This is a genomic window from Pseudomonas sp. L7, from assembly GCF_046605565.1.
In the GTDB taxonomy this organism is placed as follows: Bacteria; Pseudomonadota; Gammaproteobacteria; order Pseudomonadales; family Pseudomonadaceae; genus Aquipseudomonas; species Aquipseudomonas wayambapalatensis.
Genome location: NZ_CP176784.1, coordinates 3,921,169 through 3,941,860, shown reverse-complemented (window position 1 = coordinate 3,941,860; position 20,692 = coordinate 3,921,169). Strand labels below are relative to the sequence as shown.

23 protein-coding genes are annotated in these 20,692 nt (G+C 63.6%); 12 read left to right on the top strand and 11 right to left on the bottom strand.

The annotated features are described in order from the left end of the window. Positions 1-62 precede the first annotated feature (62 nt). Positions 63-995, top strand: coding sequence for a LysR family transcriptional regulator (locus ACK3BK_RS18160; RefSeq protein WP_411383012.1), 933 nt, complete (start codon positions 63-65; stop codon positions 993-995). Between the two features lie 9 nt (positions 996-1,004). Here ACK3BK_RS18160 and ACK3BK_RS18155 read toward each other — a convergent pair whose 3' ends face one another. Then, positions 1,005-1,487 carry a GreA/GreB family elongation factor gene (locus ACK3BK_RS18155; protein WP_186711668.1) on the bottom strand — a complete coding sequence of 161 codons (483 nt, stop codon included), beginning with the start codon at positions 1,485-1,487 and terminating at the stop codon, positions 1,005-1,007. A gap of 2 nt (positions 1,488-1,489) precedes the next feature. After that, entirely contained in the window at positions 1,490-1,876 is a 387-nt protein-coding gene (locus tag ACK3BK_RS18150) for a hypothetical protein (RefSeq protein WP_186711667.1), read from the bottom strand. A 143-nt stretch (positions 1,877-2,019) separates the two neighbouring features. On the opposite strand from ACK3BK_RS18150, the gene earP reads away from it, so the two are divergent. Both earP and efp read left to right on the top strand, forming a co-directional pair. Continuing rightward, positions 2,020-3,150, top strand: a complete 1,131-nt coding sequence (gene earP / locus ACK3BK_RS18145; protein ID WP_411383011.1) for an elongation factor P maturation arginine rhamnosyltransferase EarP — start codon at positions 2,020-2,022, stop codon at positions 3,148-3,150. 48 nt (positions 3,151-3,198) lie between these two features. After that, positions 3,199-3,768 carry an elongation factor P gene (efp, locus tag ACK3BK_RS18140; protein WP_028691737.1) on the top strand — a complete coding sequence of 190 codons (570 nt, stop codon included), beginning with the start codon at positions 3,199-3,201 and terminating at the stop codon, positions 3,766-3,768. A gap of 59 nt (positions 3,769-3,827) precedes the next feature. Here efp and ACK3BK_RS18135 read toward each other — a convergent pair whose 3' ends face one another. The 3 genes from ACK3BK_RS18135 to ACK3BK_RS18125 form a co-directional block, all read right to left on the bottom strand. Further along, complete coding sequence (locus ACK3BK_RS18135; protein ID WP_011532840.1) at positions 3,828-4,256, bottom strand: organic hydroperoxide resistance protein; 429 nt, start codon at positions 4,254-4,256, stop codon at positions 3,828-3,830. A 127-nt stretch (positions 4,257-4,383) separates the two neighbouring features. Beyond that, a complete protein-coding gene (locus ACK3BK_RS18130) occupies positions 4,384-4,839 on the bottom strand; it encodes a MarR family winged helix-turn-helix transcriptional regulator (RefSeq protein ID WP_411383010.1) in 456 nt (151 codons plus the stop codon). A 57-nt stretch (positions 4,840-4,896) separates the two neighbouring features. Further along, the gene (locus ACK3BK_RS18125) at positions 4,897-5,850 is read right to left on the bottom strand and encodes a LysR family transcriptional regulator (protein ID WP_411383009.1); all 954 of its coding nucleotides are present in this window, start codon (positions 5,848-5,850) and stop codon (positions 4,897-4,899) included. A gap of 116 nt (positions 5,851-5,966) precedes the next feature. On the opposite strand from ACK3BK_RS18125, the gene ACK3BK_RS18120 reads away from it, so the two are divergent. Continuing rightward, positions 5,967-6,716, top strand: coding sequence for a sulfite exporter TauE/SafE family protein (locus tag ACK3BK_RS18120; protein WP_186666678.1), 750 nt, complete (start codon positions 5,967-5,969; stop codon positions 6,714-6,716). Between the two features lie 6 nt (positions 6,717-6,722). On the opposite strand, the gene ACK3BK_RS18115 is transcribed toward ACK3BK_RS18120, so the two are convergent. Further along, entirely contained in the window at positions 6,723-7,574 is an 852-nt protein-coding gene (locus tag ACK3BK_RS18115) for a LysR family transcriptional regulator (RefSeq protein WP_186666515.1), read from the bottom strand. A gap of 96 nt (positions 7,575-7,670) precedes the next feature. On the opposite strand from ACK3BK_RS18115, the gene ACK3BK_RS18110 reads away from it, so the two are divergent. Continuing rightward, positions 7,671-7,886 (top strand): DUF1127 domain-containing protein, encoded by a 216-nt coding sequence (locus tag ACK3BK_RS18110; protein WP_186666513.1) that lies wholly within the window; start codon positions 7,671-7,673, stop codon positions 7,884-7,886. Positions 7,887-7,921: 35 nt separating this feature from the next. On the opposite strand, the gene ACK3BK_RS18105 is transcribed toward ACK3BK_RS18110, so the two are convergent. The 4 genes from ACK3BK_RS18105 to ACK3BK_RS18090 all read right to left on the bottom strand — a co-directional run bounded on the left by ACK3BK_RS18105 (position 7,922) and on the right by ACK3BK_RS18090 (position 10,026). After that, positions 7,922-8,599, bottom strand: coding sequence for a response regulator transcription factor (locus ACK3BK_RS18105; RefSeq protein WP_054891952.1), 678 nt, complete (start codon positions 8,597-8,599; stop codon positions 7,922-7,924). A gap of 7 nt (positions 8,600-8,606) precedes the next feature. After that, a complete protein-coding gene (locus ACK3BK_RS18100) occupies positions 8,607-8,981 on the bottom strand; it encodes a translation initiation factor 2 (protein WP_411384492.1) in 375 nt (124 codons plus the stop codon). A gap of 147 nt (positions 8,982-9,128) precedes the next feature. After that, positions 9,129-9,428: a YciI family protein gene (locus tag ACK3BK_RS18095; RefSeq protein ID WP_186666509.1), complete on the bottom strand. Its 300-nt coding sequence runs from the start codon at positions 9,426-9,428 to the stop codon at positions 9,129-9,131. Between the two features lies 1 nt (position 9,429). Then, entirely contained in the window at positions 9,430-10,026 is a 597-nt protein-coding gene (locus ACK3BK_RS18090) for a septation protein A (RefSeq protein WP_186666507.1), read from the bottom strand. A 67-nt stretch (positions 10,027-10,093) separates the two neighbouring features. Here ACK3BK_RS18090 and ACK3BK_RS18085 point away from each other — a divergent pair, with 67 nt between their 5' ends. From ACK3BK_RS18085 to ACK3BK_RS18060, 6 genes are all read left to right on the top strand, one after another. After that, positions 10,094-10,954: a PHP domain-containing protein gene (locus ACK3BK_RS18085; RefSeq protein ID WP_411383008.1), complete on the top strand. Its 861-nt coding sequence runs from the start codon at positions 10,094-10,096 to the stop codon at positions 10,952-10,954. A 13-nt stretch (positions 10,955-10,967) separates the two neighbouring features. Further along, positions 10,968-11,597 (top strand): L-threonylcarbamoyladenylate synthase, encoded by a 630-nt coding sequence (locus ACK3BK_RS18080; protein ID WP_411383007.1) that lies wholly within the window; start codon positions 10,968-10,970, stop codon positions 11,595-11,597. Positions 11,598-11,701: 104 nt separating this feature from the next. Further along, positions 11,702-12,400, top strand: a complete 699-nt coding sequence (locus ACK3BK_RS18075; protein WP_402758576.1) for a segregation and condensation protein A — start codon at positions 11,702-11,704, stop codon at positions 12,398-12,400. A 15-nt stretch (positions 12,401-12,415) separates the two neighbouring features. Continuing rightward, positions 12,416-13,183: an SMC-Scp complex subunit ScpB gene (gene scpB / locus ACK3BK_RS18070; RefSeq protein ID WP_186719089.1), complete on the top strand. Its 768-nt coding sequence runs from the start codon at positions 12,416-12,418 to the stop codon at positions 13,181-13,183. A gap of 149 nt (positions 13,184-13,332) precedes the next feature. Next, positions 13,333-14,415 carry a 23S rRNA pseudouridine(2605) synthase RluB gene (rluB, locus tag ACK3BK_RS18065; protein WP_186666501.1) on the top strand — a complete coding sequence of 361 codons (1,083 nt, stop codon included), beginning with the start codon at positions 13,333-13,335 and terminating at the stop codon, positions 14,413-14,415. 648 nt (positions 14,416-15,063) lie between these two features. Further along, positions 15,064-16,485, top strand: coding sequence for an amino acid permease (locus tag ACK3BK_RS18060; protein WP_186666500.1), 1,422 nt, complete (start codon positions 15,064-15,066; stop codon positions 16,483-16,485). A 114-nt stretch (positions 16,486-16,599) separates the two neighbouring features. On the opposite strand, the gene ACK3BK_RS18055 is transcribed toward ACK3BK_RS18060, so the two are convergent. Next, positions 16,600-17,484 carry a LysR substrate-binding domain-containing protein gene (locus tag ACK3BK_RS18055; protein ID WP_186666499.1) on the bottom strand — a complete coding sequence of 295 codons (885 nt, stop codon included), beginning with the start codon at positions 17,482-17,484 and terminating at the stop codon, positions 16,600-16,602. Between the two features lie 174 nt (positions 17,485-17,658). Here ACK3BK_RS18055 and ACK3BK_RS18050 point away from each other — a divergent pair, with 174 nt between their 5' ends. After that, positions 17,659-20,679 (top strand): FAD-binding and (Fe-S)-binding domain-containing protein, encoded by a 3,021-nt coding sequence (locus tag ACK3BK_RS18050; protein WP_411384491.1) that lies wholly within the window; start codon positions 17,659-17,661, stop codon positions 20,677-20,679. Positions 20,680-20,692: the final 13 nt, after the last annotated feature.

Genomic DNA, 20,692 nt, shown 5'->3' with positions numbered 1-20,692 from the left:
ATTACCTGCTGATAAGATGGCAATCGCTATCGTCAGAGTGAACTTCTGGTTGGGAATCGCCCATGGAATCCTTCAGCAGCCTCGAGTGCTTCATCACCAGTGCCGAGGTCGGCAGCTTCGCCGAGGCCGCCCGGCGCTTGTCGATCACGCCTGCGGCGGTGGGCAAGAACGTCGCCCAGTTGGAGTCCCGCCTGGGTGTGCGCCTGTTCCAGCGCAGTACGCGCAAGTTGACCCTGACCGAGGCCGGGCAACGCTTTCTCGGTGAAGTGAGCGAGAGTTTTCGCAGCATCCAGTACGCCGTCGCCAACCTGGCCAGCAGCGAAGGCCAGCCGGCCGGGGTGCTGCGGGTCAGCATGGGCATCGTGTTCGGGCGTTTGTACGTGCTGCCGTTGCTGGGGGAGTTCCTGCGCCGATACCCGGCAATCACCGCGGACTGGCATTTCGACAACCGCCAGGTCGATCTCATCGGCCAAGGGTTCGATGCCGCTATCGGCGGCGGCTTCGACCTGCCGCCGGGTGTCGTTGCGCGCAAGTTGGCGCCTGCACACCGGGTCTTGGTAGCGGCGCCTGAGTACCTGCAGCGGCACGCGCCGATCCAGATGCCGGAACAACTACCCCAGCACGACGGCATCCTGATCCGTTCGCCGCAGACTGGGCGAGTGCGTTCCTGGCCCCTGACCAGCCGCGGCCAGGAGCAGCGCCCGCTGCAATTGCGCCAGGCGATGACCATGAGCGACTCGGATGCAGCCTGTGCTGCGGCGGAGCAAGGGTTGGGGATTGCCTTGGTGAGCATGCCGTTCGCTTTGCCGTACTTTGCCAGCAAACGGCTGTGCAGGGTGTTGCCGGACTGGTATGTGGACGATGGCAGCGTCAGCGTCTACTACGCCGAGCGCAAGCTGCTGCCGGGCAAGACCCGCGCGTTCATCGACTATCTGGTGGCGTGTTTCGAGGCGCAGGGGTTGGCGAATCAGTTCGATGCGATGGCAGGCGTCTGAATCCTGCCGTCAGTCGACTTCGACTACGAACTGCACCTGCGCCACCCCGGCGAGCATCAGGCTTACTTCGTCATCGAGTTTCTTGCCGATCAACTGCTTGCCAAGCGGCGAGCGCGGGGTGATCACGGTCACCAGTCCAGGGCCTTCGCCGATTTTCAGTCCGGCGCCCTCGGGGCCGAGAAACAGCAACTGCTGGCGACCTTGCTCGTCTTCAAGCGTTACCCGGTTGCTGAGCTGGATCCCCCGCGCCGGATCGTAGTCGCGCAGCAGCAACTGCTGGTAGCTCAGCAGCGCTTGGCGGATTTCCGCGGTACGGCGCGCCTGGCCGGTGGCGAGGTAGGAAGCTTCGAGCCCCAGGGTGTCGTACTTGTTCTCGGCGATGTTCTCTTCGGCAGTGGCGGTTTCGTAGGCGGTCTGGGCGGCGCGTCGCAGCACCTCCATGTCGTGCACGAGGGTGTCGATGATGCGTGCGAGCAGGGTTGGCTTGTCCATGGTCAGCGGCAGAACTCCAGCACGTTGGCCTGGCTCTTGTCGGTCGGTGCATTGCGGTTCTGCTGTAGCCAGAACTGGCATTTGGGGTTGTTCAGGTTGCGCGGGTTGGCCTCGATGGCCTGTTGGGCCTGCTGTGTATTCAGGATTTCCTTGTAGCGCTCGAACATCGCCTGCTGCGCGTCGGCCGGTTGCGGCGGGGCAACCGGGGCGGGGGCGGTGCGTGCCGGGGCCACTGCCTGGGCCAGTGGTGCGACCTGCTGCGGCCACAACTGCCAGGCCAGCCACAGGCTCAGGGCGATGGCCACGGCGCCGAGCCACAGGCCGATGGCCACGCAGACAATCAACTGCAAAGGGTTCAGGGTGATCTTCAGTTCGCGGCGACGGGGCATCGTGGCCTCCTGGCAGGGGTCGATTAAGGGGCCATTGTCGCATGGCTGTGCGATTTGTTTTATTGCCGGGTTCGGGTAGCGCTTTTGTCGGTGCCGGTTTATCCGCACAATCCATGGTTTTCTGCGCTGCGAGGGGAGTGGTCGTGAAAGCCACCTGGGACATTTTCTGCACGGTCGTCGACAACTACGGCGATATTGGCGTCACCTGGCGCCTGGCGCGCCAGCTCGCCGATGAGCATGCGTTGACCGTGCGGCTTTGGGTGGACGACCTGCAGGCGTTCGCACGCCTCTGCCCGGAGGCTGATCCACAGGCCGAGCGGCAATATCAGCAAGGCGTCGAGGTATGCCATTGGCCGGTCGATTGGCCCGCATGCGAAACCGCCGAGGTGGTGATCGGTGCCTTCGGTTGCCAACTACCGGCGGCCTATGTCGAAGCCTTGGCCGAGCGCTCGACACCGGCATTGTGGCTGAACCTCGAATACCTGAGCGCCGAGGACTGGGTCGAGGGTTGTCATGGGCTGCCTTCGCCACAACCCAATGGCCTGCGCAAAGTGTTTTTCTTCCCAGGCTTCACCGCCAATACCGGCGGCTTGCTGCGTGAAGGCGAACTGCTGGGCAAGCGTGCTGCGTTCGAGGAGGATGCTGCCGCGCGCAAGGCATTCCTTGCCGGCCTCGGCGTGAAACCTGCGCCCGAGGCGCGACTGATGTCGTTGTTCGCCTACGAGAACGCACAGTTGGGCCATTGGCTGGAAGCCCTGGCGGCAGACGATCAGCCCACCCACCTGTTGGTCCCCGAAGGTCGAATCCTGTCCGACCTGCATGCGTGGCTGGGTGAACGACTGGCCGTGGGCGAGGTGCGCCAGCGCGGGGCGCTGACCTTGCAGGTGCTACGATTCGTCAGCCAGGACGACTACGACCGTATCCTCTGGTGCTGCGACTTCAATGCCGTGCGCGGCGAGGATTCCTTCGTGCGTGCCCAGTGGGCCGGGCGCCCTCTGCTGTGGCACATCTACGTGCAAGAGGAGAATGCTCACTGGGAAAAGCTCGAGGCTTTTCTCAAGATCTATCGACAGGGGCTGTCGGACGATGCCGCAGATGCGCTGGTGGCGTTGTGGCGTGCCTGGAACATGGATCGTGACATGGGCGAGGCCTGGCGCGGGGTGCTCAAACACTGGCCGCAACTGCAGACGCACGCCCGGCAATGGTGTCTGGAACAGGCCACTCGGCCGGACCTTGCCACAGCGCTGGTACAGTTTTACCGAAATTGGATATGATATGCGGCCTCGATTTTTATAAATCCATCCAGATTCGGATACTTCGTAATGAAAACTGGTAAAGAGCTGAAACCCGGTACCGTACTGCGGATCGACAACGACCCGTGGCTGGTCCAGAAAGCGGAATTCACCAAGTCGGGCCGTAACAGCGCGATCATGAAGACCAAGCTGAAGAACCTGCTGACCGGCTACAAGACCGAAACCGTCTACGGTGCGGACGACAAGCTGGACGACGTGATCCTGGATCGCAAAGAAGCGACCCTGTCGTTCATCAGCGGTGACTCGTACACCTTCATGGACACCACCGACTACACCATGTACGAGCTGAACGCCGAAGACATCGACGCCGTTCTGCCGTACATCGAAGAAGGCATGGAAGATGTCTGCGAAGCCGTCTTCTTCGAAGGCCGCCTGGTATCGGTTGAACTGCCGACCACCATCAGCCGTCAGGTTGTCTACACCGAGAACGCTGCTCGCGGCGATACCTCGGGCAAGGTCATGAAGCCTGCCAAGCTGAAGAACGGTACCGAGATTTCGGTAGCTGACTTCATCCAGATCGACGAGTGGATCGACATCGACACTCGCGACAACAGCTTCAAGGGCCGTTCCAAGAAGTAATCTTCTTGCGACCCACAAAAAACCCGGCCTTGGCCGGGTTTTTTGTGTCTGGCGTTTACTCAGACCGTCACGTGCAGGCGCACATCGACGTTGCCGCGGGTGGCGTTGGAGTATGGGCAGACTTTGTGCGCCTTCTCCACCAGGCCTTCGGCATCTGCCTGGGCCAGGCCCGGCAGGTTGATGTGCAGGTCGATGTCCAGGCCGAAACCACCGGGGATCTGGCCGATACCGACCTTGGCGGTGATCGAGGCGTCGGCAGGCAGGGCTTTCTTCTCCTGGCCGGCGACGAACTTCAGCGCGCCGATGAAGCAGGCCGAGTAGCCGGCAGCGAACATCTGCTCGGGGTTGGTGCCTTCACCGCCAGCACCGCCCAGTTCTTTAGGGGTGCTCAGCTTGACTTCGAGCTTGCCGTCGCTGGAGCGGGATTTGCCGTCGCGACCACCAGTGGAGGTTGCTTCTGCGATGTACAGGGGAGTGACCTTTTGCATCTTGAGCCTCGCTTGTGTGCTGTGCGCCTTGGCGCTGGGTGGGTGTGGGTTTAAATTAGCGCGCAATTATTTAGTGCGCAAGATAAATTTTCGACCATTCGTCCGACAGGCTTTCACAGCATAGTCCTCAGAGGCTTTTTTGCAGGCTGTCGCGCAGGTCGAGCAGTTCGGCCTGCAGCTTCTGCAAGCGTTCCACCGTGCGCCCGGAGGCTTCCAGGATGCAGTGCGGCACCTTGCGGGCCTCATCGCGCAAATCACGGCCCTTGTCGGTCAGTTGCACCAGCACCACGCGCTCATCGTCGCGGCTGCGGGTGCGCTTGAGCAGGCCTTCGCTTTCCAGGCGCTTGAGCAGCGGGGTGAGCGAACCGGGGTCGGTCAACAGGCGCTGGCTGATTTCGCCTACGGTCAGGCCGTCCTCCTCCCACAGCACGAGCATGGCCAGGTATTGCGGGTAGGTGAGGCCCAGGGCCTGCAACAAGGGTTTGTAGACCTTGGTCATCAGCAACGAGGTGGAGTGCAGGGCGAAGCACACCTGGTTGTCCAGCAGCAGCTCGTCGCAGGGGGCTTTGGTGTCGGCGTTCATGCAAGTCCTTGAATGAGTTCAGTTAAGAATCTAGCACGCAGATCGTTAGCGCGCTCATCAACCACGCAGTCCACTGCGTAGCGCCAGGTCCCAGGGAGGGACCGGGCTGAAGCGGCTCTTGAGGAATTCGAGCAGCAAGCGGCTGCGAGAGTTCGTTTCATGTTCGAGCCGCAGTGCATAGATACCGGTGGTTTCCGGTCCGGGCAGGCCGTTTTCGCAGAATAGCGGCAGCAGTTCACCCCGTAGCAGGTATTCGCTGACCAGCCAGGTGGGCAGATGGGCGATGCCGAGGCCGGCGAGGGCGCCGAACAGCAGGGTTTCGGCGTTGTTGGCGGTCATACGCAGGCGTGCCGGGCGGTACAGGCGCACCTGGCCATCGACGGCGAAGCGCCAGGCGAACGGTGGTGCAAGGCCATCCCAGTCCAGGCCGTCGTGCTGCGGCAGCTCGCTGGGGCAGGTAGGCACACCTCGCGCGGCCAGGTAGGCCGGGCTGGCGCAGGCGATGCGCACCATGTAGGCCAGCGGTGTGGCGACCAGTCGTGTGTCGGCCAGAGTGCCTGCGCGCAGCACCAGGTCGACCTCGCCCAGGTGGCTGCCGTGCATGTCGACGAAACTGTCGATCAGGCGCAGTTGCACATCGAGCCCGGGGTAGGCCACCAGGAAGTCGGCGATCGCGGGTGCCAGGTGACGGCGTCCGAAGGCTGCCGGGGCATCCATGCGGATCAGGCCTTCCGGTGCATTGCTCAGGGATACCGCTTCAGCGCGTGCCAGGCGCAGTTCCTCGATGATGCGCCGGGCGCGTTCGGCGAAGGCATTGCCCGCTGGGGTCGGGCGCACGGCATGGGTGCTGCGCACGAACAGGCGGCTGCCCACGGCGTTTTCCAGGTTGTCGATGCGTCGTGCGACTGCCGAAGGCGTCAAGGGGTGACGACGCGCGGCGGCAGAGAAGCTGCCGGTTTCCAGCACGTCGAGAAACAGACTCAGTTGTTCGGTGAGGATATCTGGACTCATGACCCTTTCCATGCTTTTGCGTAAAACGCAAAGCCATTGTGCGCTGCTGTGCGTTTCCCCGCCAGCCTGCACTGGGTAGCATGCCTGGATTGAGAATGCTGTCGGATGAGGCACTGATGATCGAGTGGGTGATGTACATCGTTTTAGGCGCGGCGCTGGGCACCATGGGTGGCCTGTTCGGCATCGGCGGCGGGTTGATTGCTATTCCTGCGCTGGGAGTGCTGTTCGGTCTCGACCAGCAACTGGCCCAGGGCACGGCGTTGGTGATGGTAGTGCCCAACGTGCTGCTGGCGCTGTGGCGCTACCATCAACGCAACCGCATCGAACTGCGCCATGCGGTGCCGCTTTCGCTGTGCAGTTTCATTTTTGCGTGGCTGGGGTCGATCTGGGCGGTCGGGCTCGATGCGCACTCCATGCGCCTGGGTTTCGTCGCGTTCCTGGTGGCGCTGGCGGTGTGGAACGTGGCACGCATGTTCATGAAGGTCAGCCCGCCGAGCAGCCAGTTGCGTTATCCCTGGCCTTGGCTGGGTGTGCTGGGTTGCTTCGCCGGTAGCATGGGCGGGCTGTTCGGTGTTGGCGGCGCGGTAGTGGCCACGCCGATCCTGACCAGCGTGTTCGGTACCACCCAGGTGGTGGCCCAGGGACTGTCGCTGGCGCTTGCGGCGCCGAGCACCATGGTGACACTGCTCACCTATGGCGTTCATGGCAGCGTTGACTGGCATGCCGGTATTCCACTGGCGGTGGGCGGTCTGCTCAGCATCAGCTGGGGCGTGAAGCTGGCCCATGCGTTGCCCGAGAAAGTGCTGCGTACGCTGTTCTGCGTGTTTCTGATTGTCTGTGCGGTGATGCTGGGCCTGGAGCTGTAATCGCGTTTACCTGAAGCCGTCGATCACGTAGTCGGCCATGCAGTCGGTGATCGGCGAGTGGCTTTGCGCATTGCGCAGCAGCATCACATTGGCCACCGGTAACTGCGGCAGGCCCTGGTCTTCGCCGAGGATGCACAGAGGGTCGCTGATGAGGCTCTGCAACTGGGCTGTAACCGCCAGGCCTGCGCCGACGATGGCAAAGATGGCCGCCAGGCTTGGGCTTGTGTAGGCGATGCGGTAATCGATCCCCTGATGGTCCAGGGCGTTGCAGGCCCAGGTGCGGCAGAAACAGTCGGTGTTGAACATCGCCAGGGGCATCGGGCTCTGTTCGTGGGGGCAGAAGCCCTTGGCGGCTGCCCATACCAGGCGCTCCTGACGCAGCAGCTGGCCCACCTCGGCACCTGGCTCGCGGGTGATGATGGTCAGGTCCAGGTCCTGGCGCTGCATCAACTGCTTCGATGGCTCGCAATGCACCTCCACCTGGATCAGCGGATAGCTGCAGGCGAAGCTGGCGAGAATCGCCGGCAGAAAGCGCATGGCGTAGTCGTCTGGAGTGCCGATGCGCACCACGCCGACCATGTGCGGCATGCGCAAGGTGTTGAACACCTCACCGTGCAGCTTGAGGATGCGCCGGGCGTAACCCAGCAGCACCTGGCCCTCGGCGGTCAGGCGCACCTGGCGTCCGTCGCGTTCGAACAACTGGCGCTGGAGGATGTCTTCCTCCAGGCGTTTCATCTGCATGCTCACTGCCGACTGGGTACGGTTGACGACCTCCCCGGCGCGGGTGAAGCCGCCTTGTTCGGCGATGGCGACGAAGGTGCGCAGGACCTCGGCGTCGAGACTCTGGTAGGTGGACATTGCATCAATTCTCCAGATGCAAGACATAAGAAACATTCGTTGGATTGATCCTAAGCCCAGCGCGAGACTGAAGCCACTCACACGGAGGGCTTCACGATGAAAGGTCATTTCGGCGTCACGCACACCCCCTTCTCCTTGGGCCAACTTCTCGCACAGGCGCTTCAGCGACTGCTGCGCTGGCAACAGCTGTACCGCCAGCGGCGGCAATTGGCCAGCCTCAGCGACGATGCGCTGCACGATCTGGGGTTGAGTCGGGCGGATACCCTGCAGGAGGTGGAGCGCCCGTTCTGGGACGATCCATTGCGCAAATGAAGGTGTCGCTGCGGGGCAGGGCCGCCCCGCGGCGTTTACAGGCTGTAGTAGTAGCCGCGGCTGCGCAGGGCGACGATGCGGGGGCGGCCATCGGCGTGGGGGCCGATCTTCTTGCGCAGGTTGCTGACGTGCATGTCCAGGCTGCGGTCATAGAGCGTCAGTTTGCGGCCCAGGCCGATCTGTGCAAGCTCCTGCTTGTCCAATGGCTCGCCGGGTTGACGCAGCAGGGCTTCGAGGATGCGGCTCTCGGAGAGTGTCAGGCTCATCTCGCGCTGATCGATGCTGACCACCCCGCGCACGGGGCTGAAGGCCAGGTCGCCGATCTCGATCTGGGTGCTGGGCGCCGCCGGGTGGCTGCGGCGCAGCACGGCACGCAAGCGAGCGGTCAGCTCACGCGGGTCGCAGGGTTTGGCCAGGTAATCGTCGGCACCCAGCTCCAGGCCCAGGATGCGGTCCAGCGGTTCGCCACGGGCCGACAGCATCAGTACCGGCAGTTCGGCGTGGTCGCTGCGCAGTTGCTTGAGCAGTTCCAGACCGCTGCCATCGGGCAGCATTACATCCAGCACCACCGCCGCCGGGGCGTGGGCGGCCAGGGCCTGGCGCGCGCTCTCGCCGTCGTGGCAGGCGCGGACCGCAAAGCCTTCCTGGGTCAGCCAGCTGCCGAGCAGCTCGCACAACTCCTGGTCATCATCAATCAGTAACAGCTCGCTCATGACTCACTCAATTCAACCATTGTCGGCGTCTTCTGTGTCCGCCGCTGGCTAAGATACCGCAGACTGCCGACAACAGTGCAACGACCGATCCGATCAGGAACCATTGCTGCTGGTCGGTAAGCAGGTGCAGGGGGCTGCTGGCCTGCAGTTTTTCCACCGCAGCCTGCAGGCGCTGGTTGTCCTGGCGCAGGCGTTCGAGTTGGGTGCTTTCCCGGGCGCTGTCGGCATCTTGCAGCTGTTTGCTCAGCGCAGCGCGCTGTTTCTCGCTGTCTTCCAGGCGCTGCTGCAGCTCGGTGATGCGCGCGCCAGCTTCCAGCGACAGAGGCTGTTCGGCGAGAGCGAGGGGAGAGAGCAGCAACAGCCAGAAAAGCAGCAGGGACATCGGACCTTGGCGCATCGGAACTCCTGATTCTTGTTCGATTCAGAAGGTTGTCGGCAGTAGGTCGCAATAGATGAATCCGTGGATTGCCTGGGCCTGTTCGCGTGCAAGTCGTCGTCACGGCTTGCACGCGAACAGAAACGATCGGGCTCAGGGCAGCACTTGCTTGAACGGTTTGACCACCACCTTCTCGTACACGCCTGCCGCGATGTACGGGTCGGCGTCGGCCCAGGCCTGTGCGGCGGCAAGGGAGTCGAACTCGGCGACGATCAGGCTGCCAGTGAAACCTGCAGCGCCCGGGTCGTTGCTGTCGATGGCCGGATGCGGGCCGGCCAGGATCACTCGACCTTCGGCCTTGAGTTGCTGCAGGCGCTCGATGTGCGCAGGGCGGGCAGCCAGGCGTTTTTCCAGGGAGTTCGCGACGTCGCTGGCGATGATGGCGTAGAGCATGTCAATCCTTGGGTTTGGAGGTGGAAGGGTCGGCGTCGTGCAGATGGCGCGACAGGTACACGCCCTGGGCCACCAGGAAGATCACGGTCATGCCCAGGCTGCCGAAGACCTTGAAGTCGACCCAGAACTCCTGGAACGTGAAGGCGACGAACAGGTTGGCTGCGCCGCAGACCAGGAAGAACAGGATCCAGGCGACGTTCAGGCGGTTCCAGATCGTTTCGGGGAGTGTCAGTGCGTGCCCCATGATGCGCTTGATCAGAACCCGGTCGCCGATGAAGTGGCTGCCGGCGAAGGCCAGGGCGAACAACCAGTTGACCACCGGCGCCTTCCATTTGAGGAAGGTTTCGCTGTGGAAGGCCAGGGTGAGGCCACCGAAGACAAGGCACGCGACCAGTGTCAGCAACTGGCCTTTTTCGAGCTTGCGATGGCGCAGGAACAGCGCGCCGTAGACCACCACGGAGCTGAGGATGAGCATCGCCGTGGCGCTGTAGATACCGCCGAACTCGAAGCTTTGACCGGCGAATTCGACCGGGCGCGGGTCCAGCTTGTAGACGATGAAGAACAGCAGCAGCGGGATGAAATCGATGAATTGTTTCACAGTGGCAGCCAGAAGCGGGATGTGACGGCATAATAACAAACATCGATTCCGGCGAAAGCGCTCCTCCATGAATGTTGATCTGCACTGTCACAGCACGGCCTCCGACGGCGCCCTGTCGCCCACGGCACTGGTCGCCCGCGCCCACGAGTACGGGGTGCGCACGCTGGCGCTGACCGATCACGACACCCTCGAAGGGCTCCCCGAGGCGCGCCAGGCGTGTCTTGACCTGGGCATGCAATGGGTCAGCGGGGTGGAGCTGTCATGCACCTGGGGTGGGGCGACCATCCATGTGCTGGGTTACAACTTCCCCCTCGATGCGCCGCCCCTGCTGGAGGCCATCGAGCAATTGCACCGTGGTCGCTGGCTGCGCGCCGAGGATATCGCCAGGCGTCTGGCGGGCAAGGGCATGCCGGATGCGCTCGAGGGCGCGCGTGCCGTACAGCAGGAGCTGGGTGACAGTGGCAACGCCCCGGCGCGCCCGCACTTCGCCGAGTTCCTGGTGCGCGCCGGGCACGTCAAGGACCGCGGTGAGGCGTTCCGCAAATGGCTGGGTGCCGGCAAGCTGGGCGACGTCAAGCTGCATTGGCCGACGCTCGAGGAAACTGTCGGGACCCTTCGCCAGTCCAACGCTTGGGTGAGCCTGGCCCATCCCATGCACTACGAACTGACTCGCAGCAAGCGCAGACGCCTGATCGCCGACTATATTCAAGCGGGAGGGCAGGCGCTTGAAGTGGTCAATGGCATGATGCCGCCCGAGCAAGTGGGCACGATGTCCATCCTTACCCGTGAGTTCGGCCTGCTGGCAAGCGCTGGCAGTGACTTCCACGGCCCCGGCACCTGGGGCGAGATCGGTGCCTACCGGCCATTGCCCGAGGACCTGCCACCTCTGTGGCGCCGATTCAGCCATGAACAGCCTATGGCGGTATGAACAGGACGATTACGTGAGTCAATTCTTCCAGATTCATGCGGAGAACCCGCAAGCGCGCCTGATCAAGCAGGCCGTGGAGATCATCCGCAAGGGCGGGGTGGTGGTCTATCCGACCGATTCGGCATACGCCCTGGGTTGTCAGATCGGCGATAAGGCGGCGATCGAGCGGGTCCGGCGCCTGCGCGGCCTGAATAAAACGCACAATTTCACCTTGATGTGCTGCGACATGTCGCAGCTGGGGTTGTATGCCAAGGTCGATACCGGCACCTTCCGCCTGCTCAAGGCCCATATCCCCGGCCCTTACACCTTCATTCTCAACGGGACCCGCGAGGTGCCGCGCCTGTTGCTGCATGAAAAACGCCGTACCATCGGCCTGCGCGTGCCGGACCATGGCATCACCCTGGCGCTGCTCGCGGAACTGGGCGAGCCGTTGATGAGCGTCAGCCTGATCCTGCCCGGCGACGATGAGCCGATGACCGATCCCTACGAAATCCGCGAACGCCTGGAGCACCACGTCGATCTGGTCATCGACGGTGGCTTCGGCGACCTGAAGGCGTCCACCATCATCGACCTGTCCGGTGACGAGCCACAGCTGATCCGCGCAGGCTGCGGCGACCCCACGCCCTTCTTGGTCAACGCGTGAGCCAGGTGCAGGCCCCCGAAGCGCCGCAGCAACTGCAGTTGGCGCTGGTCTACGGTGAAGCCCTCACCGAAATGCCGGTTGATCTGTACATTCCCCCGGATGCCCTGGAGGTCTTCCTCGAAGCCTTCGAGGGCCCGCTGGACCTGCTGCTGTACCTGATCCGCAAGCAGAACATCGACATCCTCGACATCCCCGTGGCCGAGATCACCCGGCAGTACATGGGCTACGTCGAGCTGATGAAGTCGGTGCGACTGGAGCTGGCTGCCGAGTACCTGGTGATGGCCGCGATGCTCGCCGAGATCAAGTCGCGCATGCTGCTGCCGCGCTCCAGTGAAGTCGAGGAAGAAGAGGGCGATCCGCGCGCCGAACTGATCCGCCGCCTGCAGGAGTACGAGCGTTTCAAGGCTGCCGCCGAGGGCATCGACGAGTTGCCGCGGATCGGTCGCGAAGTGCTGGTGCCGCAGTTGGAGGCGCCGCAGGCCAAGGTACGTAAGCTGCTGCCGGAAGTCGCGCTGGAGGAGATCCTGCTGTCCATGGCTGAGGTCATGCGTCGCAACGATCTGTTCGAAAGCCACCAGATCACCCGCGAGACCTTGTCGACCCGCGAGCGCATGAGCGAGGTGCTCGAGCGTCTGAAGGGCGGCGGCTTCGTACCCTTCATCGAGCTGTTCAGCGTCGAGGAGGGCAAGCTCGGCGTGGTGGTCACCTTCATGGCGATTCTCGAGCTGGTGAAGGAATCGCTGATCGAACTGGTGCAGAATGAGCCTTTCACCCCGATCCATGTCCGTGCCCGGGCCGAGTGACAGTTAAGAGCGCCGATGAACCTGAACGAACCCCGCGACCTGGCGTCGCTGATCGAGGCCTTTCTGCTGGCCTCTGGCAAGCCGCAGTCCCTGGAGCGCCTCTTCGAGTTGTTCGAGGAGGCAGAACGTCCGGCGCCGGCCGTGTTCAAGAAGGCCCTGGAGGTGCTTGGCAAGTCGTGCAACGGTCGCGCCTTCGAGCTCAAGGAAGTGGCCAGCGGCTACCGCTTGCAGATTCGCGAGGACTTCGCGCCCTGGGTCGGTCGCCTGTGGGAGGAGCGCCCGCAGCGCTATTCCCGTGCGCTGCTCGAAACCATGGCCTTGATCGCCTACCGCCAGCCGATCACTCGGGGCGAGATCGAGGACGTGCGCGGGGTGGCCGTCAACAGCAACATCATCAAGACCCTGATGGAGCGCGAGTGGATCCGCATCGTCGGCTACCGCGAGGTGCCGGGCCGTCCGGCGATGTTCGCCACCACCAAGGCGTTTCTCGATCATTTCAATCTCAAGAGCCTCGATGAGTTGCCGCCGCTGGCCGAACTGCGCGAGATGGAGCCAGAGCCTGTGCTCGACGACCTGGACGATGCGCCTGTGCCCGCGCACCTGCAGGCGTTGGCCGATGCCAGCTTGGGCGAGGATGAGCTGGAGGGCGAGGGTGAGCCGAAGGAGGAAACCAGCTTCCGCAGCCTGCTGGTGGAGCTGGATGCCATGGAAGAGGGGCTCAAGATCGACTTTGATGATTTACGCGAGGAAGAGGATGTGGTCGAGGACGAGGACAAGCCTTGATCTGCGCTGGCGTTTTGCGGGCTAACCGCCGAGCAGAAAAACTTCATCACCCCGATGCACCCGCCCCATGAACCGCGTACAATGCGCGCCCCCTTGGTGCATTCGCCGCCAAACCGCTTTCACTACACCGTACACCGGGAGGTGCCCAGATGAGTGACAAAGACCTGCAAGAAACCCAGATCACCCCGCCGTCCGGCGAAAAGCTGCAGAAAGTGCTGGCACGCATCGGCGTGGGTTCACGCCGTGACGTCGAAGCCTGGATCAGCCAGGGTCGCATCAAGGTCAACGGCGTCGAGGCCACCCTCGGCCAGCGCGTCGACCTGCACGATGCCATCGCTGTCGACGGCAAGCTGATCAAGCGCGAGGAAGCCGCCGAGGCGACCCGCCGCGTCATCATGTACAACAAGCCAGACGGCGAGATCTGCACCCGTGACGACCCGGAAGGCCGTCCGACCGTGTTCGACCGCCTGCCGCGCCCGAAAGAAGGCCGCTGGATCAATATCGGTCGTCTCGATATCAACACCACGGGCTTGCTGCTGTTCACCACCGACGGTGAACTGGCCAACCGCCTGATGCACCCCTCCTACGAGATGGACCGCGAGTACGCGGTGCGTGTCCGTGGCGAGGTCGACGACGAGATGATCGAGCGCCTCAAGGCGGGCGTGATGCTCGAGGACGGCCCGGCCAAGTTCACCGATATCCAGAAGGCGCCGGGCGGTGAAGGCTTCAACCATTGGTACCATTGCGTGGTGATGGAAGGCCGCAACCGTGAGGTGCGTCGCCTGTGGGAGTCCCAGGGCATGGTGGTCAGCCGCCTGAAGCGCGTGCGTTTCGGCCCGGTGTTCCTCAACTCCGACCTGCCGATGGGCCGCTGGCGTGAAATGAGCCAGGGCGAGATCGACATCCTCGCTGCCGAAGTCGGGCTGCAGCCGGTGGCGCTGCCGACCCTCAACCTCAAGGCCAAGGACAAGCTCGAGCGTCTGCAGCGCAAGTCCACGCGCCCCATGGGTCGTGGCGAGCGCGTGCGTGACCTGCGCCCCGCCAAGGACGCCGGCGAGCGTCAGCCACGCGCGGCCAGCGAGCGCCCGGCGCGTCCGGCACGTGAGGAAGCGCCGCGCAAGGGTAGCCGCGGCAGCGCCGTTGCCGAACGTCCTAGCGAGATGCGCAAGCGTCCTGCGCGTGCGGAAGGCGACAAACCAGCCGGCCGTGGTCGCGGTAAACCGCGTGGTTGATCGCATGCGGCGGTGAAAGGGCCAGCCTTCGGGCTGGCTTTTTTGTGCCTGGTCGAAAAGTGCGAGCCTTCAAGCTGCTGAACAGGAAGCGTTTTTCGTCATGCTGGAAAGTATTTGAACCATCTTGTAACGAAACTTATACGGAATCTGCCGGGATTACCGTTCGGTTTCCTGCTTTCCAGGCTGGTGTAAACAGATCTTGCCGCATGCCGCGCCGCAGAGCCTTCCATCGGCCATTCGCGCTATTGCCCAAAGCCCCGTCCCGCGCTGATATGACGGACATTGCCAAGTGCATCAGCCCACTCCTGCAGTCGGGCCTACACAACAACAAATGGAGGCGCCATGTACGCCGATCACTACGCCATTGATGGCCCTTGCCCCAGGACCGCTGCGTTTTTTCTCGAGGAAACGACGCAACGCGTTGACGCCTGCGCGCTCGCAGGGGTATACAATGCGCCGCGTTTTACCTGTGACCCCCTCGCGTACCACGCATTCTCGCCGACTCCCGGCTGATCCGCCCCAGGCTCCGTGCCAGGCGCGGCGCCAGGGTCCGGGAACCCAAGGTAACCACCTTGCCTCATTCCGCTGTGCCACGAGCGCGGCGGGTCCGATTCCGTCACAGATAAAAACAAGCAGGTGACTTCGTTCATGAGTGGACACAATTCGCAGCCGTCAGGCGAACTCAAGCGTGGCTTGAAGAACCGCCATATCCAGCTGATCGCCCTGGGGGGCGCCATCGGTACCGGCCTGTTCCTCGGCTCGGCCGGGGTGATGAAATCCGCCGGGCCCTCGATGATCCTTGGCTACGCCATCTGCGGCTTCATCGCCTTCATGATCATGCGCCAGCTCGGCGAGATGATCGTCGAAGAGCCCGTGGCCGGCTCCTTCAGCCACTTTGCCCACAAGTATTGGGGCGGCTTTGCCGGGTTCCTGTCGGGCTGGAACTGCTGGGTGCTTTACATCCTGGTGGGCATGTCGGAGTTGTCCGCCGTCGGCAAGTACGTCCACTACTGGTGGCCGGAAATCCCGACCTGGGTGACGGCGGCGGGCTTCTTCCTGCTGATCAACGCGATCAACCTGATGAACGTCAAGGTGTTCGGCGAGGCCGAGTTCTGGTTCGCGATCATCAAGGTGGCCGCCATCGTCGGCATGATCGCCCTGGGCGCGTACCTGCTCACCAGCGGCAGTGGCGGCCCGGACGCCTCGGTGGCCAACCTGTGGAGCCATGGTGGTTTCTTCCCCAATGGCGTGAGCGGATTGGTGATGGCGCTGGCGATCATCATGTTCTCCTTCGGTGGCCTGGAAATGCTCGGCTTCACCGCCGCCGAGGCCGACAAGCCCAAGACCGTGATCCCGAAGGCGATCAACCAGGTCATCTACCGCATCCTGATCTTCTACATCGGCGCCTTGGTTGTGCTGCTGTCGCTGACCCCGTGGGACAGCCTGGTTGCCAGCATCGATGCGTCGGGTGGTAGCTATGGCAGCAGCCCGTTCGTCCAGGTGTTCTCGCTGCTGGGCAGTGATGTCGCGGCGCACCTGCTGAACTTCGTGGTACTGACCGCGGCGCTGTCGGTGTACAACAGCGGCACCTACTGCAATGCGCGCATGCTCTACGGCATGGCCGACCAGGGCGATGCCCCGGCGGGCCTGGCGAAGATCGACCGTCGTGGCGTGCCGGTGCGGGCGATCCTGGCGTCGGCAGCGTTCACCCTGATTGCCGTGCTGCTCAACTACTTCATGCCGCAGCATGCCCTGGAGTTGCTGATGTCGCTGGTGGTCGCGGCGCTGGTGATCAACTGGGCGATGATCAGCTACTCGCACCTCAAGTTCCGCCAGCACCTTGACCGTACCGGCCAGAAGCCGCTGTTCAAGGCGCTGTGGTACCCGTATGGCAACTACCTGTGCCTGGCCTTCGTAGTGCTGATCCTGGGCATCATGCTGCAGATCCCGGGGATCCAGATTTCGGTCTACGCGATTCCGGTGTGGCTGGTGGTGATGTATGTGTTCTATGTGATCAAGAGCAAGCGCATGGCGCAGGCCGGTACTGCGGCGGGTAGCGTGGCCAAGTAAGCCGGTAGCTTGATTCGGGAAACCCGGTGCCAGGGGCTGGTGCCGGGTTTTTTGTTGTCTGCTCGGGCCCTGTGGGAGCGGGCTTGCCCGCGAAAGCGCCCAACCAGGCAACCGCTAAATCTGCTCCAACAACCACCCGCGAAACGCCCTCAGCGAGGGCAGCGCCTCGTTGCGCGGCGGGTAGATCAGGTAATAGCTGCGCTGGCTGGCGAACGCCTCGCCCGGGCTGAACAGCTCGCCCTTGGCCAACTCCTCGGCCACCAGAATCCTCGGCACCAGGCCGATGCCGATCCCGGCGCGTACTGCCTGGATCAGGTGCGATGTCAGCTCGAAGCTCGGCCCCAGCCGCATGGCGCGGTGCGCCAGGCCGTGATGAGAAAACCATTCGCCCCAGGCATGCGGGTTGTTGGCGACATTGAGCAGCAACTCTTCGCTGATCCGTGCCGGCGTCCATGTGTCCGCTGCGCCCGCAGCCTGCGGCGGCAGGATCACCACCAGTTCCTCGGCATGCAATCGATGGCAGATCAGGCCGGGCAGGTCGTGGCTGGCCACGCCGATGGCGGCATCGATCTCGCTGGTGTCGAAGTTGATCGCCTCGATGCGTGAATGGATGTGCACCAGCATCCCGGGATGCGCGCTGTAGAACGCGTTCAGGCGCGGCAGCAGCCATTTCGAACCGAAGGTGGGCAGTGTCGCCAGGCGCAGGGTGCCGACCCCGGACTGATAGGCGAGGGCCTGCAGCGTGGCGCTGCGAATGCGCCCGAGGGCTTCGCTCAACTCGCGCTGGTACAGGCGCCCGACATCGGTCAATTGCACCTGGCGCCCCTCGCGGCGGAACAAGGTCAGGCCCAGTTGCTGCTCCAGCGCCTGGACCTGGCGGCTGACGGCGCTCTGGGTCAGTGACAGCTCGACGGCCGCGCGGGTGTAGCTTTCATGCCGGGCAGCGGCCTCGAACGCCAGCAGCAAGGACATCGATGGGGTCAGGTGGCGGTAATTCATTCATGAAACTCATCGATAGCGGCAGGATTATCCGTTTGCCCTCGGCTGGAAAGTACAGGAACATTGGCCTACTCGTCATCCGGCTCTGAGTTATTCATGCCGGATGAGCAACAGAGCGTCGCCCGCCGGGTGATGCCAGACCGTGAACCTGCCCATACAAGAGGCCATCCTTCGATGATCGCCCAGTTGCCTGTCCGTGCGCCTGCCGCCGGCTACCCCGAATTCCTCGAAGCCCTGAGCGCCAGCGGCTTCCGTGGCCAGATCAGCGCCGACTACGGCACCCGTACGGTGCTGGCCACCGACAACTCGATCTATCAGCGCCTGCCCCAGGCGGCCGTCTTCCCGCTCGACGCTGACGACGTGGCACGCGTCGCCACGTTGATGGCCGAGCCGCGTTTTCGCCAGGTCAAACTGACCCCGCGCGGCGGTGGTACAGGGACCAACGGCCAGTCATTGACCGACGGCATCGTCGTCGACCTGTCGCGGCACATGAACACCATCCTCGAAATCAACACCCAGGAGCGTTGGGTGCGGGTGCAGGCCGGTGTGGTGAAGGATCAGCTCAACGCTGCGCTCAAGCCGCACGGGCTGTTCTTCGCCCCTGAGCTGTCGACCTCCAACCGCGCCACGGTCGGCGGCATGATCAATACCGATGCCAGCGGCCAGGGCAGTTGCACCTACGGCAAGACCCGTGACCATGTGCTCGAGCTGCACAGCGTGCTGCTCGGCGGTGAGCGCCTGCACAGCCTGCCGATCGACGACGCTGCGCTGGAGCAGGCCTGCGCCGCCCCTGGCCGGGTCGGCGAGGTCTATCGCATGGCCCGCGAGATCCAGCAGACCCAAGGCGAGCTGATCGAGAACACCTTCCCCAAGCTAAACCGTTGCCTGACCGGTTACGACCTTGCGCACCTGCGCGACGAAGAGGGCCGCTTCAACCTCAACAGCGTGCTGTGCGGCGCCGAAGGCTCATTGGGCTACGTGGTCGAGGCCAAGCTCAATGTGCTGCCGATCCCGAAATACGCGGTGTTGGTCAACGTGCGTTACACCAGCTTCATGGACGCCCTGCGCGACGCCAATGCGTTGATGGCGCACAAGCCACTGTCGATCGAGACCGTCGACTCCAAGGTACTGATGCTGGCGATGAAGGATATCGTCTGGCACAGCGTCGCCGAGTACTTCCCCGCCGACGCCGAGCGCCCGACCCTGGGTATCAACCTGGTCGAGTTCTGTGGCGACGAGCCGGCTGAGGTCAATGCCCGTGTCGAGGCGTTCGTCGAACACCTGCGCAGCGATACCAGCGTCGAGCGGTTGGGCCACACCCTCGCCGAGGGCGCCGAGGCCGTGACGCGCGTCTACACCATGCGCAAGCGTTCGGTCGGTTTGCTCGGCAACGTCGAAGGCGAGGTGCGGCCGCAGCCGTTCGTGGAAGATACCGCGGTACCGCCGGAGCAGTTGGCCGACTACATCGCCGAATTCCGTGCGCTGCTCGATGGCCATGGCCTGGCCTATGGCATGTTCGGTCATGTCGATGCCGGCGTGCTGCACGTGCGTCCGGCGCTGGACATGAAAGACCCCGCCCAGGCCGCGTTGGTCAAGCCGATCTCCGATGCGGTGGCGGCGCTGACCAAGCGCTATGGTGGTTTGCTCTGGGGCGAGCATGGCAAAGGGTTGCGTTCGGAATACGTGCCGGAGTACTTCGGTGAGCTGTATCCGGCCCTGCAGCGGCTCAAGGGTGCATTCGACCCGTACAACCAGCTCAATCCGGGCAAGATCTGCACGCCGCCAGACAGCGCCGAGGGCCTGACGCCGGTCGATGGTGTCACCCTGCGTGGCGACCTGGACCGAAACATCGACGAGCGCGTGTGGCAGAGCTTCGGCAGCGCCGTGCACTGCAACGGCAACGGCGCCTGCTACAACTATGACCCCAACGACGCCATGTGCCCGTCGTGGAAGGCCACCCGCGAGCGCCGCCATTCACCCAAGGGGCGCGCTTCGCTGATCCGTGAGTGGCTGCGCCTGCAGGGCGAGGCCAACATCGATGTGCTGGCCTCGGCGCAGCGCAAGCCGTCGTGGATCAAGGGCCTGCCCAAGCGCCTGGGCAACCTGCGGGCCCAGCGTCAGGGCCAGGAGGACTTCTCCCACGAGGTGTACGACGCCATGGCCGGCTGCCTGGCGTGCAAGTCGTGCGCGGGGCAGTGCCCGATCAAGGTCAACGTACCGGACTTCCGTTCACGCTTCCTCGAGCTCTACCACGGTCGCTACCAGCGCCCGCTGCGTGATTATCTGATCGGCTCGCTGGAGTTCACCATTCCGTACCTGGCCCATGTGCCGGGCGTGTATAACGCGGTGATGGGGTCGAAGTGGGTCAGCCGTCTGCTGGCTGACAAGGTCGGGATGGTCGACAGCCCACTGATCAGCCGCTTCAATTTCCAGTCCACCCTGACCCGCTGCCGTGTGGGTGTGGCCAGTGTGCCCGCCCTGCGCGAGCTGACCCCGGCCCAGCGCGAGCGCAGCATCGTGCTGGTGCAGGACGCTTTCACGCGGTACTTCGAGACGCCGCTGCTGGCTTCGTTCATCGAGCTGGCCCACCGGCTGGGCTACAAGGTGTTCCTGGCGCCCTACAGCGCCAACGGCAAGCCGCTGCACGTGCAGGGTTTCCTTGGCGCCTTCGCCAAGGCGGCGATTCGCAATGGCCGGCAGCTCAAGGCCCTGGCGGATTGCGGTGTGCAGTTGGTGGGGCTGGACCCGGCGATGACCCTGGTCTATCGCCAGGAATACCAGAAGGTCGACGGCCTGCAAGGCTGTCCGACGGTGTTGTTACCGCAGGAATGGCTGATGGAGGCGTTGCCCGAGCAGGCCGCAGGGCAGGGCGGCAGCTTCCGCCTGATGGCGCACTGCACCGAGAAGACCAACGTCCCGGCCAGCACTCGGCAGTGGGAGCAGGTGTTCGCGCGGATGGGGCTCAAGCTCTCGACCGAGGCCACCGGATGCTGCGGGATGTCTGGCACCTACGGTCACGAGGCACGCAACCAGCAGGCTTCGAAGACCATCTTCGAGCAGTCGTGGGCGACCAAGCTGGACAAGGAGGGTGAGGCGTTGGCAACCGGTTATTCGTGCCGCAGCCAGGTCAAGCGCATGACCGAGAAGCAGCTGCGCCATCCGCTGGAGGTGGTGTTGCAGTACGTGGTGCGCTGATCTCGCGGCCTCT